Consider the following 13,473-nt stretch of genomic DNA (forward strand, 5'->3'; position numbering starts at 1 on the left):
GGTTCAGCCCGCCTCGACGAGGCGGATCGCCTCGTTGCGCCCGAACAGGTAGAGCAGATCGCGCAGGGCCTCGCCACGGGGACCTGCCAGATGCGGGTCGGTCTCGACGATCACGCGGGCATCGTTGCGCGCCGTCTCGAGGAGCGGCGCATGATGTTCGAGCCGGGCAATGCGGAACCCCGGCATGCCCGATTGTTTGGTGCCGAGCAGGTCGCCCTCGCCACGCAGCTTCAGGTCCTCCTCGGCGATGCGGAAGCCGTCTTCTGTCTCCCGCATGATCTCCAGACGCCGGCCGGCGGTTTCCCCGAGGGGGCCGCGATAGAGCAGGATGCAGGTCGACGCATCCGAACCGCGACCGATGCGGCCGCGGAGCTGGTGCAGCTGCGCGAGGCCGAAATGCTCGGCATGGTCGATGACCATGATCGAGGCCTTCGGCACGTCGACGCCGACCTCGATGACGGTTGTCGCAACGAGGCAGCGGGTCTCGCCGGCCTGGAACCGCGCCATGGCCGCGTCCTTGTCGGCGCCCTTCATCTGGCCGTGAACGAGGTCCACCGCCGGCCCGTAACGCTGGCGCAGCATCTCGAAACGCTCTTCGGCGGAGGCGAGGTCCGGTGTGTCCTCGGTCGGCTCCTCGGCCTCAGCCACGAGCGGGCACACCCAATAGACCTGCCGGCCGGCGGCGAGGGCCCGGCCGATGCCCTCGACCACGTCGCCGAGCTTGTCCATGCCGATAACGCGCGTGTCCACGGGCTTGCGCCCGGCCGGCTTCTCGGTGAGCTGCGAGGAGTCCATGTCGCCGAAATAGGTGAGGACGAGGGTGCGCGGGATCGGCGTCGCCGTCATCACCAGGAGGTCCACCGCCTCGCCCTTGGCGGCGAGCGCCAGGCGCTGCTGCACGCCGAAGCGGTGCTGCTCGTCGATGACCGCAAGGCCGAGGGCGCGGAACGTGACGCCATCCTGGAACAGTGCGTGGGTGCCGACCACAATATGGATCGCCCCGTCGGCAAGGCCGGCAAGCACCGCCTCCCGCTCGCGGCCCTTCTCGCGGCCGGTGAGGATGGCGACCTTCAGGCCCGCGGCTTCGGCCAGCGGCGTAAGGGTGCGGGCATGCTGGCGCGCGAGCAGTTCCGTCGGCGCCATCAGGGCGGACTGCCGGCCAGCTTCCGCTGACGCCGCCATGGCCATCAGCGCCACCACCGTCTTGCCCGAACCGACATCGCCCTGGAGAAGCCGCAGCATCCGCGTCGGCGCCGCCATGTCCGCAGCGATTTCGCCGATGGCTTGGCGCTGCGAGCCGGTCAGCGCGAAGGGCAGGGCGGCCTCGATCCGCGCGCGAATCGATCCATCACCCGCATTGCGGTTGCCGGCGGGTCGCTTGAGATTGGCGCGGACAAGGCCGAGCGCGAGCTGGTTGGCGAGGAGTTCGTCATAGGCGAGCCGCGTCCAGGCAGGCCCTTCCGGCGCAAAGGCCTCGGGGCGGTCCGGCTGGTGGACGGTCCGGAGCGCCGCGGAGAAGGCGGGCCAGGAGTGGCGGTCCTTCAGCCTTGCATCGAGCCATTCGGCCAGCGCCGGCAGCCTGTCGAGCGCGGCTTCCGCCGCCCGTCGCACATGGCCGGAGGCAAGGCCCTCGGTGAGCGGATAGACCGGCTCCATCATCGGCATGGAGGCGGCCTGCTCCGCCGTCAGCACCCGGTCGGGATGGACCATCTGGCGCATCCCGTCGAAGAGCTCGATACGGCCGGAGACAACCCGCGTTTCGCCGACCGGGCACATCTGCTCGATGCGGCTGCGATGGGCATTGAACCAGACGAGCGTGACGTCGCCCGTCTCGTCGGAGGCGAGGACCCGATAGGGCGCGCGTGCCTTGCCGGGCGGGGAGGGCCGGTGCTTCTCGATCAGCACCTCGACCGTGACGATGGCGCCGGGCGCGGCCTCGGCGAGGGTCGGGCGCGCCCGTCGGTCGATGATCGTGTGCGGCAGGTGAAGAAGCAGGTCGATGACGCGCGGCGGCCCCTCGGTGCCGAGGAGCCGCGCATAGAGACCTTCGAATTTCGGGCCGACGCCTTTCAGGCTGGTGAGCGGCGCGAAGAGGGGATCGAGTCGCGAGGGACGCATGGCCGCAATCTAGTCCGAGCCGTGCGGCACCGACAGGGCAGGGCGCCGGACCCCTGCCTCGCTTGTGCTGCCCGCCGCGCCTTTGCTAGGGGTGCGCGGCACCGGCAGGGACCCGAAAGGGGCCTTCCGGCTTTTGCCGTTGTGCGCCGGCCGTTCGCAGCGATCCGCGATGGGTCCTGGACGTATAGGCGTCACAGTCCAAAGAGGCCCCGATGACCGGAACGACACGCTCCTCCGCCGATCTCGACCCCCGTCGTCGCAAGATCCTGTTCCGGTCCTGGCATCGCGGCACGCGCGAGATGGACCTGATCATGGGCCGCTTTGCCGATGCGCGGATCGGCGAGTTGACCGATGCCGAGCTCGATGATTTCGAACGGCTCATCGAGGTGCCGGATCGCGATCTCTTTGCCTGGGTCACCAGCAAGGCCGACACGCCCAGCAACTACGACACCACGGTCTTCCGCTCGCTCAAGACCTTCCACGCCGAGGGCAAGGGGGCCTGGGTCGGCTGATGGCCAAGCGTTCCCCTGCCGACGTCGTGGCCTCGCGGGGCCGCCTGACCCTTGCCGGCGTGCCGCAGGGCTTCGACGCGCTCGTCGTCGCGGACCTGGCCCGCCAGCTCCACGCCAAGGGCAACCAGGCCTCGCCGGAACTGGTGGTGATCTGCCGCGACGGACCGCGCATGCAGGCCATGGAGACGGCGCTCGCCTTCTTCGCGCCGGGGATCGAAATCCTGCCTGTGCCGGCCTGGGACTGCCAGCCCTATGACCGCGCCTCGCCCAACGGCGCGCTCATGGCCCGGCGGATGCTGACCCTGTCGCGGCTTGCCCGCACCACCGGTCGTGCGACGCCGGCCATCGTGCTGACGACGATCAACGCGGCGCTGCAGCGGGTGCCGTCCCGGGACCTCCTTGCCCGCCAGTCGCTCTCGGCGGCGCCCGGCAATGTCATCGCCATGGGCGATTTGCAGACCTGGCTCGAAACCAACGGCTACCTGCGCACCTCGACCGTCCGCGAGGTCGGCGAATATGCCGTGCGCGGCGGCATTCTCGATCTCTTCGCGCCGGGGCTCGATGCACCGATCCGCCTCGACTTCTTCGGCGACCAGCTCGAATCCATCCGGTCCTTCGATCCCGAGACTCAGCGCACCACTGGCAACCTGAAGCGCCTCGACCTCGTGCCGACCTCGGAAGTGCAGATCACCTCCGAGACCATGGTGAAGTTCCGCCTCGCCTATGTCCGCGCCTTCGGCGGCTCGACCAAGGGCGATGCGCTCTATGAAGCCGTGTCCGAGGGCCGCCGCCACCCCGGCGTCGAGCATTGGATGCCGCTCTTCCACGACAAGCTCGACACGCTCTTCGACTATGTGCCGGATGCCGGCATCGTGCTGGACGCGCAGGTCGAGGAGGCGGCGAAGGAGCGGCTGACGACGATCGCCGACTATTACGACGCCCGCAAATCCCAGATGGAGCAGGATGGCTCGGGGGCAAGCTACAAGCCGCTGCCGCCCGACGCGCTCTATCTGACGCCGGCCGACTGGGACCGCCGCCGTGGCGGCGAGGCCGTGGTGAAGCTCTCGCCTTTCGCGCTCGCGGGCGCCTCGGACGGCGCCATGCTCGACCTCGAGGGCCGGCGCGGTCGCTCCTTCGCCGCCGAACGCGCCGACGAGAACGCCAACGTCTTCGACGCTGTCACCGCCCATGTCGCAGCTTTGCGCCAGGAGAAGAAGCGCGTCCTCATTGCCGCCTGGTCGGAGGGCTCGCGCGAGCGCCTGCAGCCGATCCTCGAGGATCACGGCCTTAAGCCTCTGCGGCCGGTGGCGAGTTGGGCCTCCGCCGAAGCGCTGCGCGGCGACGAGATCGCCCTCGCTGTGCTCGGCATCGAGGAGGGTTTCGAGACACCCGATCTCGTCGTCATTGGTGAGCAGGACATTCTCGGCGACCGGCTCGTGCGCGCCCAGAAGCGCCGCAAGCGTGCCCAGGACTTCCTCTCCGACGTCACGACGCTCGCCGCCGGTGACCTCGTCGTCCATGTCGACCACGGCATCGGCCGCTTCATCGGGCTGAAGACCGTCACCGCGGTTGGCGCACCGCACGACTGCGTCGAGATCCACTATGCCGGCGGCGACAAGCTGTTCCTGCCCGTGGAGAACATCGAACTCCTGTCGCGCTACGGCTCGGAGGATGCCGAGGCCCAGCTCGACAAGCTCGGTGGCGGCGCCTGGCAGCAGCGCAAGGCCCGCCTGAAAAAGCGCATCCTGGAAATGGCCGCCGGTCTCATCAAGATCGCCGCGGCTCGCCAGCTGCGCGAGGCCCCGCGCCTGGTGCCGCCTGATGGCGCCTACGACGAGTTCGCCGCGCGCTTCCCCTATGACGAGACCGACGACCAGGCCAATGCTATCGACGCCGTGCTCGACGATCTCGGCGCCGGTCGCCCCATGGATCGCCTCATCTGCGGCGATGTCGGCTTCGGCAAGACGGAAGTGGCCCTGCGTGCCGCCTTCGCCGCCGTCATGGGCGGCAAGCAGGTCGCCGTGGTCGTGCCCACGACGCTGCTCGCCCGCCAGCATTTCAAGACCTTCTCCGAGCGCTTCAAGGGCCTGCCCGTGACGGTGGCCCAGGCCTCGCGCATGGTGGGCTCGGTCGATCTCGCCGCCGCCAAGAAGGGCCTCGCCGACGGCACTGTCGACATCGTCGTCGGCACCCACGCCCTCCTCGGCAAGGCCATTGCGTTCAAGGATCTGGGCCTCGTCATCGTTGATGAGGAGCAGCATTTCGGCGTCGGCCACAAGGAGCGCCTCAAGGAGCTGCGCGCCGAGGTCCACGTGCTGACCCTGACCGCGACACCCATCCCGCGCACCCTGCAGCTCGCCATGACCGGCGTGCGCGATCTCTCCATTATCGCGACGCCGCCGGTGGATCGCCTTGCGGTCCGCTCCTTCGTCACGCCCTTCGATCCGCTGATCATCCGCGAGGCCCTGCTGCGCGAGCGCTACCGCGGCGGCCAGGCCTTCTTCGTCTGCCCGCGCATCGAGGATCTGGCCGAAGCCGAGGCCTTCCTGCGCGAGCATGTCCCGGAGGCCAAGTTCATCATCGCCCACGGCCAGATGGCAGCCGGCGAGCTCGAGGACCGGATCGGCGCCTTCTACGACGGCAAGGTCGACATCCTCCTCTCGACGACGATCGTCGAATCCGGCCTCGACATCCCCCGCGCCAACACGCTGATCGTCTGGCGCGCCGACATGTTTGGCCTCGCCCAGCTCTACCAGCTGCGGGGCCGCGTCGGCCGGGCGAAGACCCGTGCCTATGCGCTGTTCACATTGCCCGAGAACAAGCCTGTGACCGCGCAGGCCGAGAAGAGGCTCAAGGTGCTGCAGTCGCTCGACAGCCTCGGCGCTGGCTTCCAGCTGGCCTCGCACGACCTCGATATCCGCGGCGCCGGCAACCTGCTCGGCGACGAACAGTCGGGCCACATCAAGGAGGTCGGCTACGAGCTCTACCAGCAGATGCTGGAGGAGGCCGTGTCGATGATGAAGGCCGGCTTCGTCGAGGAGACGGTGGAGGACCGCTGGTCGCCGCAGATCACCGTCGGCACGCCGATCCTCATTCCCGAAACCTATGTCGAGGACCTCGGCCTGCGCCTGTCGCTCTATCGCCGCCTCGGCGACCTCGACACCGACGAGGCCATCGACGCCTTCGCCGCCGAGATGATCGACCGCTTCGGCCCGCTGCCCGAGGAGGTCCAGCACCTCGTCAAGGTCGCAGTCATCAAGGCCTATTGTCGCCGGGCCAATGTCGAAAAGGTCGATTCCGGCCCGCGCGGTATCGTCATGACGTTCCGCCAAGGCAAGTTCGCCAATCCCGCCGGCCTCGTCCGCTACATCGGCGAGCAGGGCTCGCTGGCGAAGGTCAGGCCAGACCAGAAGATCGTGTTCATCCGCGACTGGCCGAAGGCCGACGACCGTCTCAAGGGCACCGCGGTGATCCTGCGCAACCTCGTGAAGATCGCTGAAACGAAGAAGGCGGCGTGAGGTCGCCTGCCGGCCATGCCCCGTGGTGACAAATGAACGGTGAAAGCCTGGGCGGTGATCTGGCGATCCCGTTCAGGCTTCCCTATTTTTACGGTCAGAGTTCCCTTGCCCGTCCCGGCATGTATCTCGCATTCTCGGTGCCAGGGTTTCGCCTTGGAGTGGACACAGCAGGATTGGACTGATCGGGGGTGCCGCTCCACCGGCACGAGAGGACGATGACCAAGGACGCCATGCCTCAAGCATTCCATCCGGTCGGGGCAGCAAAGCCGCTGGCCATGGCGGGCAAACGCGACGAGCGCGACCAGGATCCCGGCGGTCCCGGCACCTCGGTCATCGCCAAGACGCGCCCCCAGACCAAGCGCCCGAGCCTTTATCGCGTGTTGTTGCTGAACGACGACTACACGCCGATGGAGTTCGTGGTGCACATCCTCCAGAAATTCTTCAACAAGAGCGCCGATGACGCCACCCGCATCATGCTGCACGTCCACCAGCACGGCGTCGGCGAATGCGGGGTCTACACCTATGAGGTCGCCGAAACGAAAGTGACCCAGGTCATGGACTTCGCCCGCAAGAACCAGCACCCTCTCCAATGCGTGATGGAGAAGAAGTGATTTGCCCCGGGGCCGCCCAGCCGGCCCTCCCAGGCGCCGTCAGGCGCCGCGACCGATAATCCGAGGTTCCCTTGCCCTCATTCTCCCGCAGCCTTGAACAGTCTCTCCACCGGGCCCTCGCGCTCGCCAACGAGCGGCGCCACGAATATGCGACGCTCGAGCATCTGCTGCTTGCCCTCGTCGACGACCAGGACGCCGCGGCGGTGATGAAGGCCTGCAGCGTCGACCTGGAGAAGCTGAAGAAGAGCCTCGTCGGTTACATCGACACCGAACTTGAGAATCTCATCACCGACGGCTCGGAGGATTCCAAGCCCACCGCCGGCTTCCAGCGGGTCATCCAGCGCGCCGTGATCCACGTGCAGTCCTCCGGCCGCGAGGAGGTCACCGGCGCCAACGTGCTCGTCGCGATCTTCGCCGAGCGCGAGAGCCACGCCGCCTATTTCCTGCAGGAGCAGGACATGACCCGCTACGACGCGGTCAACTACATCAGCCACGGCATCGCCAAGCGCGCCGGGCTCTCCGAGACGCGGGCGCCGAAGGGCGCCGACGAGCCGGAAGAGGCCAAGGGCAGCGGCGACAAGGGCCAGGACGACAAGAAGAAGGGCGACGCGCTCGACACCTATTGCGTCAATCTCAACAAGAAGGCGCGCGAGGGCCGAATCGATCCGCTGATCGGCCGTGACAGCGAGATCAGCCGCACCATCCAGGTGCTCTGCCGCCGCCAGAAGAACAACCCGCTGCTGGTCGGCGATCCCGGTGTCGGCAAGACCGCCATCGCCGAGGGCCTCGCCAAGCGCATCGTCGAGAACGACGTGCCCGAGGTGCTGAAGGACGCCACCGTCTTCTCGCTCGACATGGGCACGCTGCTCGCCGGCACCCGCTATCGCGGCGACTTCGAGGAGCGGCTGAAGCAGGTGATCAAGGAGGTGGAGGCCCACCCCAACGCCATCATGTTCATCGACGAGATCCACACCGTTATCGGTGCGGGTGCGACGTCGGGCGGCGCCATGGACGCCTCGAACCTTCTGAAGCCGGCGCTCGCCCAGGGCACGCTGCGCTGCATCGGCTCGACCACCTACAAGGAGTACCGCCAGTACTTCGAGAAGGACCGCGCCCTCGTCCGCCGCTTCCAGAAGATCGACGTCACCGAGCCGACGGTCGCGGACTCCATCGAGATCCTCAAGGGGCTGAAGCAGACCTTCGAGACCTATCACAAGCTGCGCTACACCAACGACGCGATCCGCGCCGCGGTGGAACTCTCGGCCCGCTACATCCATGACCGCAAGCTGCCCGACAAGGCGATCGACGTGATCGATGAGACTGGCGCGGCGCAGATGCTGGTCCCTGAGGGCAAGCGCAAGAAGACGATCGGCATCAAGGAGATCGAGGCGACGATCGCCACCATGGCGCGGATCCCGCCGAAGACCGTCTCCAAGGACGATGCCGAGGTGCTGCGCAACATCGAGAACACGCTGAAGCGCGTCGTCTACGGCCAGGACAAGGCCATCGAGGCGCTCTCAGCCTCGATCAAGCTCGCCCGCGCCGGCCTGCGCGAACCGGAAAAGCCGATCGGCAACTACCTGTTCTCAGGGCCCACCGGCGTTGGCAAGACCGAGGTCGCCAAGCAGCTTGCCCAGGTGCTGGGCGTCCAGCTGCTCCGCTTCGACATGTCGGAATACATGGAGCGCCACACGGTATCCCGCCTGATCGGCGCGCCTCCTGGCTATGTCGGCTTCGACCAGGGCGGCCTGCTCACCGACGGCATCGACCAGAACCCCTATTGCGTGCTGCTGCTGGACGAGATCGAGAAGGCCCATCCGGACCTCTTCAACATCCTTCTGCAGATCATGGATCACGGGAAGCTGACCGACCACAACGGCAAGCAGGTCGATTTCCGAAACGTCATCCTGATCATGACGACCAATGCGGGCGCCGCGGATCTTGCCAAGCCTGCCATTGGCTTCACCCGCAACAAGCGCACCGGCGAGGACACCGAGGCCATCAACCGTCTCTTCGCGCCGGAATTCCGCAACCGTCTCGACGCCACGATCGCCTTCGGTCACCTGTCGACCGAGGTCATCGGCAATGTCGTCGAGAAGTTCATCCTCCAGCTCGAGGCTCAGCTCGCCGACCGTCAGGTCACCATCGAGCTGTCGCCCGACGCCAAGGACTGGCTCATCGAGCGCGGTTATGACGAGCAGATGGGCGCGCGTCCGATGGCCCGCGTCATCCAGGAATATGTGAAGAAGCCGCTCGCCGAGGACCTGCTCTTTGGCCGGCTGAAGAATGGCGGCCATGTCCGGGTCATAGTCTCGAAGGACGAGGAGGGATTCCCCATCCTCGGTTTCGACTATCCGGCCGGCCCCGTGACGCCGAAGCCGGAGCCGGTCGCCCCGGACGTGCGCAAGATAGCCAAGCGCGCGGCCAAGAGCACCCCGGCCAAGGCGAAGCGCAAGCCGAAGGGCGGCTCGGGTGGCGGCGCGGGCGGCGTTCCCGCTCCGACCGAGCCGAAGCGCCCGTCCGGCTCGGTGCCGAAGGTGCCGCTCAAGGCGGACTGACCGTTCGCCATCACGATCCCGCGGATGCGAGCCCGGCCGTCACCGACGCGCCGGGCTTCGTCGTTTCAGGATTGGTCGCTTCCGGCTCCCCCTTTCGGGCGATGAATGGCCTTCATGCAGCATCGTTCCTTGCCAAGCCCGACGCTTCCGCGGCGTGATCGGCGGTGATGTCAGCCGCCGAGCCCTCCCTTCCCCTCAGCCAGTCCGCCTATTTCCGCCAGGGATTGCGGGCTGCGGTCGCGCTTCCCGCCGTGATTCTTGCCGCGACCTTCATCGGCATCGGCTCCGTCTGTGCCGGCTACGGCATGCCTCTCGCCTGGGCGCTGCTCGCTACGGTGCTGATCTGGGCGGGGCCGGCCCACCTCATCCTCGTCGGCGGACTTGCCTCCGGCGCATCCTGGGTCGCGGTTGGAATCACCGTCGGCCTGTCCTCGGTGCGCCTGCTGCCCATGGTCGTGTCGCTGCTGCCCTATCTCCGGTTGCAGAACCGCAACCCGGTCGTGGCGGTGATCTGCGCCCATTTCGTCGCCATTTCCATCTGGGTCGAGGGCCTGAGGCTGCTGCCGCAGATCGATGCCGAGGGCCGGGTGCCGTTCTTCCTCGGGCTCGGGACGGGGCTCCTTGCCTCCGCCACCACCGCGACGGCGGTCGGCTATTTCCTCGCCGGCATCATCCCGCCGGCCTTCAGCGCGGCGCTGCTCTTCCTCACGCCGATCTTCTTCCTGCTGTCGCTCTTCACCACAGCGCGCGCGCTCTCCGATCGCCTTGCCATCGGCTTCGGCTTCTTCGGGCTCCTGGCGGCAAGCACGATCGGTGACGGGCTGGAGCTGCTCTATGCCGGCCTTGGTGGCGGCACGCTCGCCTATGGCCTCGCGCGGTTGAAGCGCCTGCGGGAGGCGCCATGACCCTCTTTGGCTCCGATCCGACACCCTATATCGCGCTGCTTCTGGTCGGCGTGCTTCCCAGCGAGATCTGGCGCTGGATGGCGCTGGTCGTCGGGCGTGGCCTCGACGAGACCTCCGAGATCCTGGTCTGGGTGCGAGCGGTAGCCACGGCGACCCTCGCAGCGGTCGTGGCGAAGCTCGCCTTCTTCCCCGGTGGAGCGCTTGCCGACCTGCCGACTGGTTGGCGTGTTGCGGCCTTCGTCATCGGCCTCACGGCCTATGCAGCGGGGCGGAAATCCGTGCTGCTTGGCGTCCTCTCGGCCGAGGCGGTGATCGTCGGGGCCTCGCTCTGGCTCGGGATCCGCTGATCAGCTGCCGGCCTGCATGGCCTCAAGCGCGCTGCGGATGGTCGCCGCGTGTTTCGCCAGAACCTCGCCGTTCTCCATCGCGCCGGTATGCGGGCGGAGGGCGACGCCATCCCAGCGCGGCAGGACGTGGACGTGGATGTGGAACACCACCTGGCCGCCGGCGCTCTCGTTGAACTGCTGGATCGTCAGTCCATCGGCCGCCATGGCCTTCTTCACGCCCTTGGCGACGAACTGCACCGCCTTGGCGAGCTCGGCGAGGTCGTCAGGGTTGATGTCGAGGATGTTGCGCGCAGCCGCTTTGGGGATCACCAGCACGTGGCCATCGGCACGGGGCATGATGTCCATGAAGGCCAGCACCTTGTCGGTCTCGTAGACCTTGTGGGCCGGCATCTCGCCGCGCAGGATCTTGGCGAAGACGTTGTTCGGATCATAGGCGGCGGACATGGAAACACCCTCGCGATGAGAACCGCGAGGGTGTCGCAATCCGATGGCGCGGCGTCAAGCGCCGCAGCCGATCACCAGTAGTAGCGGCGGCGCACGAAGCGACGGCGAACCACAAAGACGCGCCGGCGGCGCACGACGAACACGCGGCGGCGACGCCGACGCACGATGTAGTACTGCATCTCCGTCGGGGTCGCGGCGGCCGGAGCCACCGGAGCGACGGGAGCGGTGGCAGGCGCGGCCTGGGCCGAACCGGCGGCGGCAGCGACGGCCAGACCGCCGAGGGCGGCCACGGCGAAAGTGCGACGATGGATCATGGGCATTTCTCCTCAGGCAGGCTGCGCATCGGGGGGCACGGTGATGCGCGGGTGACGCGGCGTCAATCCGCTTCGTTACCGACAGTCACTGTCATGTGTTTCTGCCTGTCGACGCCCGGCGGCGGAGGCCATGTCGCCGGGCGTCGGAGGGTGGCGTCAGGCGCGGCGCGCGGTGCGGCGGGCCACCCGGCGGGCGCGGCGATGGGCGCGGCGGGCATGGCGGCGAGCATGGCGGCGGCCACGGCGGCGCATCTCGACCGGCTCGCCGGCCTCCGGCGTCACGGTGGTGGTGGCGGCGGGCTCGATGGCGCTCAGAACCTCGGCGGCGGGAGCGGCCTGGGCGGCAGCGGCGGCGAGGGCGGTCGCGGCGACACCAGCACCGAGGGCGGTGAAGAACGAGCGGCGATGCATCATGGTCAATCTCCTTGGGGTTCGAAGCGAAACCGTGTGAACCGGTTCGAGGGTGACTGTGCTCCTCGCCATCTGAACCGCTCATATCGCCGCGTTTAGGAGCCGTTCATCGCCGCAGGCGTGCGTAACGGGGGGTCGTTCACCGCGGCATCGGGCTGACATGATCGGCTCCAATCATGCCCGCCAGCGCAGGGAAAGCCGCACCCGCCGAAGGAGAGCCCATGGCCATCGACCCCAGCATCGCCGCCAAGGCCGCCGAAGAGGCGGAGGCCGAGGAGAAGCGCAAGGCCGCCGAGAACGGCTCATGGGTCGACGTCGCGGACGTTGCCGGCAGTGTCCTCGACCTCGTTGGAACCGCCGCTTCCACCGTCGGCCGCACCACGGCTGCAGCAGCCAGCACGGTGACCGAGACGGCCGGCACCCTCGCCACCGGTGCCTTCGAGACGGGTGGCGCCATCGTTTCCGGTGCCGCCGAAACCGCCGGATCGATCGTCTCGGGTGTCGCCGACGTGGTGGGGGGCTCTTCGACGGCCTGTAAGGCCGGAGCCGTCAGTCCTGCTCTTCCATCTCGGCGCGGCGGAACGGCGTCAAAGCGCCGAGTTCATCGATCGCCTCGGCGATATAGCGCCGCTCGCGCTCCAGATAGTCCTCGACCGCCCGGCGGAAGCCGCGATCGACAATCAGATGGGTCGAATAGGTCGTCACCGGCTTGTAGCCTCGTGCCAGCTTGTGCTCGCCCTGAGCCCCTGCCTCGACGCGCTTCAGGCCCTTCTCGATGGCAAAGTCGATGGCCTGATAGTAGCAGACCTCGAAATGCAGGAAGGGGTGCTGCTCGACCGCGCCCCAATGGCGCCCATAGAGCACCTCCCGGCCGATGAAATTGATGGCGCCGGCAACGTAGCGGCCCTCGCGTTCGGCCATGACCAACAGGATTCGGTCCGCCATCCGCTCACCAATCAGCGAGTAGAAGGCCCGCGTCAGATAGGGCCGGCCCCATTTGCGCGAGCCGGTATCCATGTAGAACGCGAAGAAGTCGTCCCAGACCGCCTCCGTCAGCTCGCGCCCGGTGAGGCGGCGGATGGTGATGCCGTTCCCCTCCAGCGCATCGCGCCGCTCACGGCGGATCACCTTGCGCTTGCGGGAGGAGAGGGCGGTGAGGAAATCCTCGAAGGTGCCATAGCCCTCATTCTCGAAGTGGAACTGGGTATCGGTGCGCTGCAGATAGCCTGCCTCGCCCATCAGGGCCCATTCGTCCTCCGGGCAGAAGGTAACGTGAAGCGAGGAGACGCCGGCTTCGGCCGCGACCTGCGCCGCACCCTGAACGAGGGCCGACCGCGCCAGATCCGCACCTTCCCCGGGGCGGACCAGCAGGCGGCGCCCGGTGGCTGGCGTGAAGGGCACGCTCGCCTGCAGCTTCGGATAGTAGCGCCCGCCGGCGCGCTCATAGGCATCGGCCCAGCCGGCGTCGAACACGTATTCGCCGCGGGAATGGCTCTTCAGGTAGCAGGGCAGGATGCCGGCGACCGCACCGCCACGCTCGAGAACGAGGTGATGGCCGAGCCAGCCGGTCTCCCGCACCGCGGATTTCGATTCCTCCAGTGACAGGAAGAAGGCGTGGTCGAGGAAAGGGTCGACGGCACCCGTGGAATCGGCGGCGCAGGCATTCCAGTCTCCCGCCGCGATGTCCATGAGGCTGCGGGCGACACGGATGGTGAAGCTGTCAGACATGGCCGGC

Annotated in this window: 11 protein-coding genes; 6 read left to right on the plus strand and 5 right to left on the minus strand. The window is 67.8% G+C overall.

All coding sequences use genetic code 11. The annotated features are described in order from the left end of the window. Positions 1-3 precede the first annotated feature (3 nt). On the minus strand, positions 4-2,118 hold the full coding sequence (gene recG, locus O9344_RS07730; protein WP_298474872.1) for an ATP-dependent DNA helicase RecG: 2,115 nt from the start codon (positions 2,116-2,118) through the stop codon (positions 4-6). A gap of 212 nt (positions 2,119-2,330) precedes the next feature. On the opposite strand from recG, the gene O9344_RS07735 reads away from it, so the two are divergent. The 6 genes from O9344_RS07735 (at position 2,331) to O9344_RS07760 (ending at position 10,569) form a co-directional block, all read left to right on the plus strand. After that, positions 2,331-2,630: a succinate dehydrogenase assembly factor 2 gene (locus tag O9344_RS07735; protein ID WP_298474874.1), complete on the plus strand. Its 300-nt coding sequence runs from the start codon at positions 2,331-2,333 to the stop codon at positions 2,628-2,630. After that, a complete protein-coding gene (gene mfd / locus O9344_RS07740) occupies positions 2,630-6,148 on the plus strand; it encodes a transcription-repair coupling factor (protein WP_298474876.1) in 3,519 nt (1,172 codons plus the stop codon). The genes O9344_RS07735 and mfd overlap by 1 nt, the downstream gene beginning before the upstream one ends. A gap of 275 nt (positions 6,149-6,423) precedes the next feature. After that, on the plus strand, positions 6,424-6,759 hold the full coding sequence (gene clpS, locus O9344_RS07745; RefSeq protein ID WP_298474955.1) for an ATP-dependent Clp protease adapter ClpS: 336 nt from the start codon (positions 6,424-6,426) through the stop codon (positions 6,757-6,759). A 71-nt stretch (positions 6,760-6,830) separates the two neighbouring features. After that, on the plus strand, positions 6,831-9,317 hold the full coding sequence (gene clpA, locus O9344_RS07750) for an ATP-dependent Clp protease ATP-binding subunit ClpA (RefSeq protein WP_298474878.1): 2,487 nt from the start codon (positions 6,831-6,833) through the stop codon (positions 9,315-9,317). Between the two features lie 167 nt (positions 9,318-9,484). After that, positions 9,485-10,222 carry an AzlC family ABC transporter permease gene (locus tag O9344_RS07755; protein WP_298474880.1) on the plus strand — a complete coding sequence of 246 codons (738 nt, stop codon included), beginning with the start codon at positions 9,485-9,487 and terminating at the stop codon, positions 10,220-10,222. Continuing rightward, on the plus strand, positions 10,219-10,569 hold the full coding sequence (locus O9344_RS07760; protein WP_298474882.1) for an AzlD domain-containing protein: 351 nt from the start codon (positions 10,219-10,221) through the stop codon (positions 10,567-10,569). The genes O9344_RS07755 and O9344_RS07760 overlap by 4 nt, the downstream gene beginning before the upstream one ends. On the opposite strand, the gene O9344_RS07765 is transcribed toward O9344_RS07760, so the two are convergent. From O9344_RS07765 to O9344_RS07780, 4 genes are all read right to left on the minus strand, one after another. Then, positions 10,570-11,013: an HIT family protein gene (locus tag O9344_RS07765; RefSeq protein WP_298474884.1), complete on the minus strand. Its 444-nt coding sequence runs from the start codon at positions 11,011-11,013 to the stop codon at positions 10,570-10,572. It lies immediately after the preceding gene. Positions 11,014-11,084: 71 nt separating this feature from the next. Then, complete coding sequence (locus O9344_RS07770; RefSeq protein WP_298474886.1) at positions 11,085-11,327, minus strand: hypothetical protein; 243 nt, start codon at positions 11,325-11,327, stop codon at positions 11,085-11,087. A 156-nt stretch (positions 11,328-11,483) separates the two neighbouring features. After that, positions 11,484-11,741, minus strand: coding sequence for a hypothetical protein (locus O9344_RS07775; protein ID WP_298474889.1), 258 nt, complete (start codon positions 11,739-11,741; stop codon positions 11,484-11,486). Positions 11,742-12,287: 546 nt separating this feature from the next. Continuing rightward, positions 12,288-13,427, minus strand: a complete 1,140-nt coding sequence (locus tag O9344_RS07780; RefSeq protein ID WP_298474957.1) for a GNAT family N-acetyltransferase — start codon at positions 13,425-13,427, stop codon at positions 12,288-12,290. Positions 13,428-13,473: the final 46 nt, after the last annotated feature.

It is taken from the genome of Phreatobacter sp. (assembly GCF_027532945.1).
In the GTDB taxonomy this organism is placed as follows: Bacteria; Pseudomonadota; Alphaproteobacteria; order Rhizobiales; family Phreatobacteraceae; genus Phreatobacter.

What these genes read in the sequence shown, in the direction of transcription:
- recG (WP_298474872.1), bottom strand. Translation starts at nt 2,118, where the DNA reads ATGCGTCCCTCGCGACTCGATCCCCTCTTCGCGCCGCTCACCAGCCTG.
- O9344_RS07735 (WP_298474874.1), top strand. Translation starts at nt 2,331, where the DNA reads ATGACCGGAACGACACGCTCCTCCGCCGATCTCGACCCCCGTCGTCGC.
- mfd (WP_298474876.1), top strand. Translation starts at nt 2,630, where the DNA reads ATGGCCAAGCGTTCCCCTGCCGACGTCGTGGCCTCGCGGGGCCGCCTG.
- clpS (WP_298474955.1), top strand. Translation starts at nt 6,424, where the DNA reads ATGGCGGGCAAACGCGACGAGCGCGACCAGGATCCCGGCGGTCCCGGC.
- O9344_RS07755 (WP_298474880.1), top strand. Translation starts at nt 9,485, where the DNA reads ATGTCAGCCGCCGAGCCCTCCCTTCCCCTCAGCCAGTCCGCCTATTTC.
- O9344_RS07760 (WP_298474882.1), top strand. Translation starts at nt 10,219, where the DNA reads ATGACCCTCTTTGGCTCCGATCCGACACCCTATATCGCGCTGCTTCTG.
- O9344_RS07765 (WP_298474884.1), bottom strand. Translation starts at nt 11,013, where the DNA reads ATGTCCGCCGCCTATGATCCGAACAACGTCTTCGCCAAGATCCTGCGC.
- O9344_RS07770 (WP_298474886.1), bottom strand. Translation starts at nt 11,327, where the DNA reads ATGATCCATCGTCGCACTTTCGCCGTGGCCGCCCTCGGCGGTCTGGCC.
- O9344_RS07775 (WP_298474889.1), bottom strand. Translation starts at nt 11,741, where the DNA reads ATGATGCATCGCCGCTCGTTCTTCACCGCCCTCGGTGCTGGTGTCGCC.
- O9344_RS07780 (WP_298474957.1), bottom strand. Translation starts at nt 13,427, where the DNA reads ATGGACATCGCGGCGGGAGACTGGAATGCCTGCGCCGCCGATTCCACG.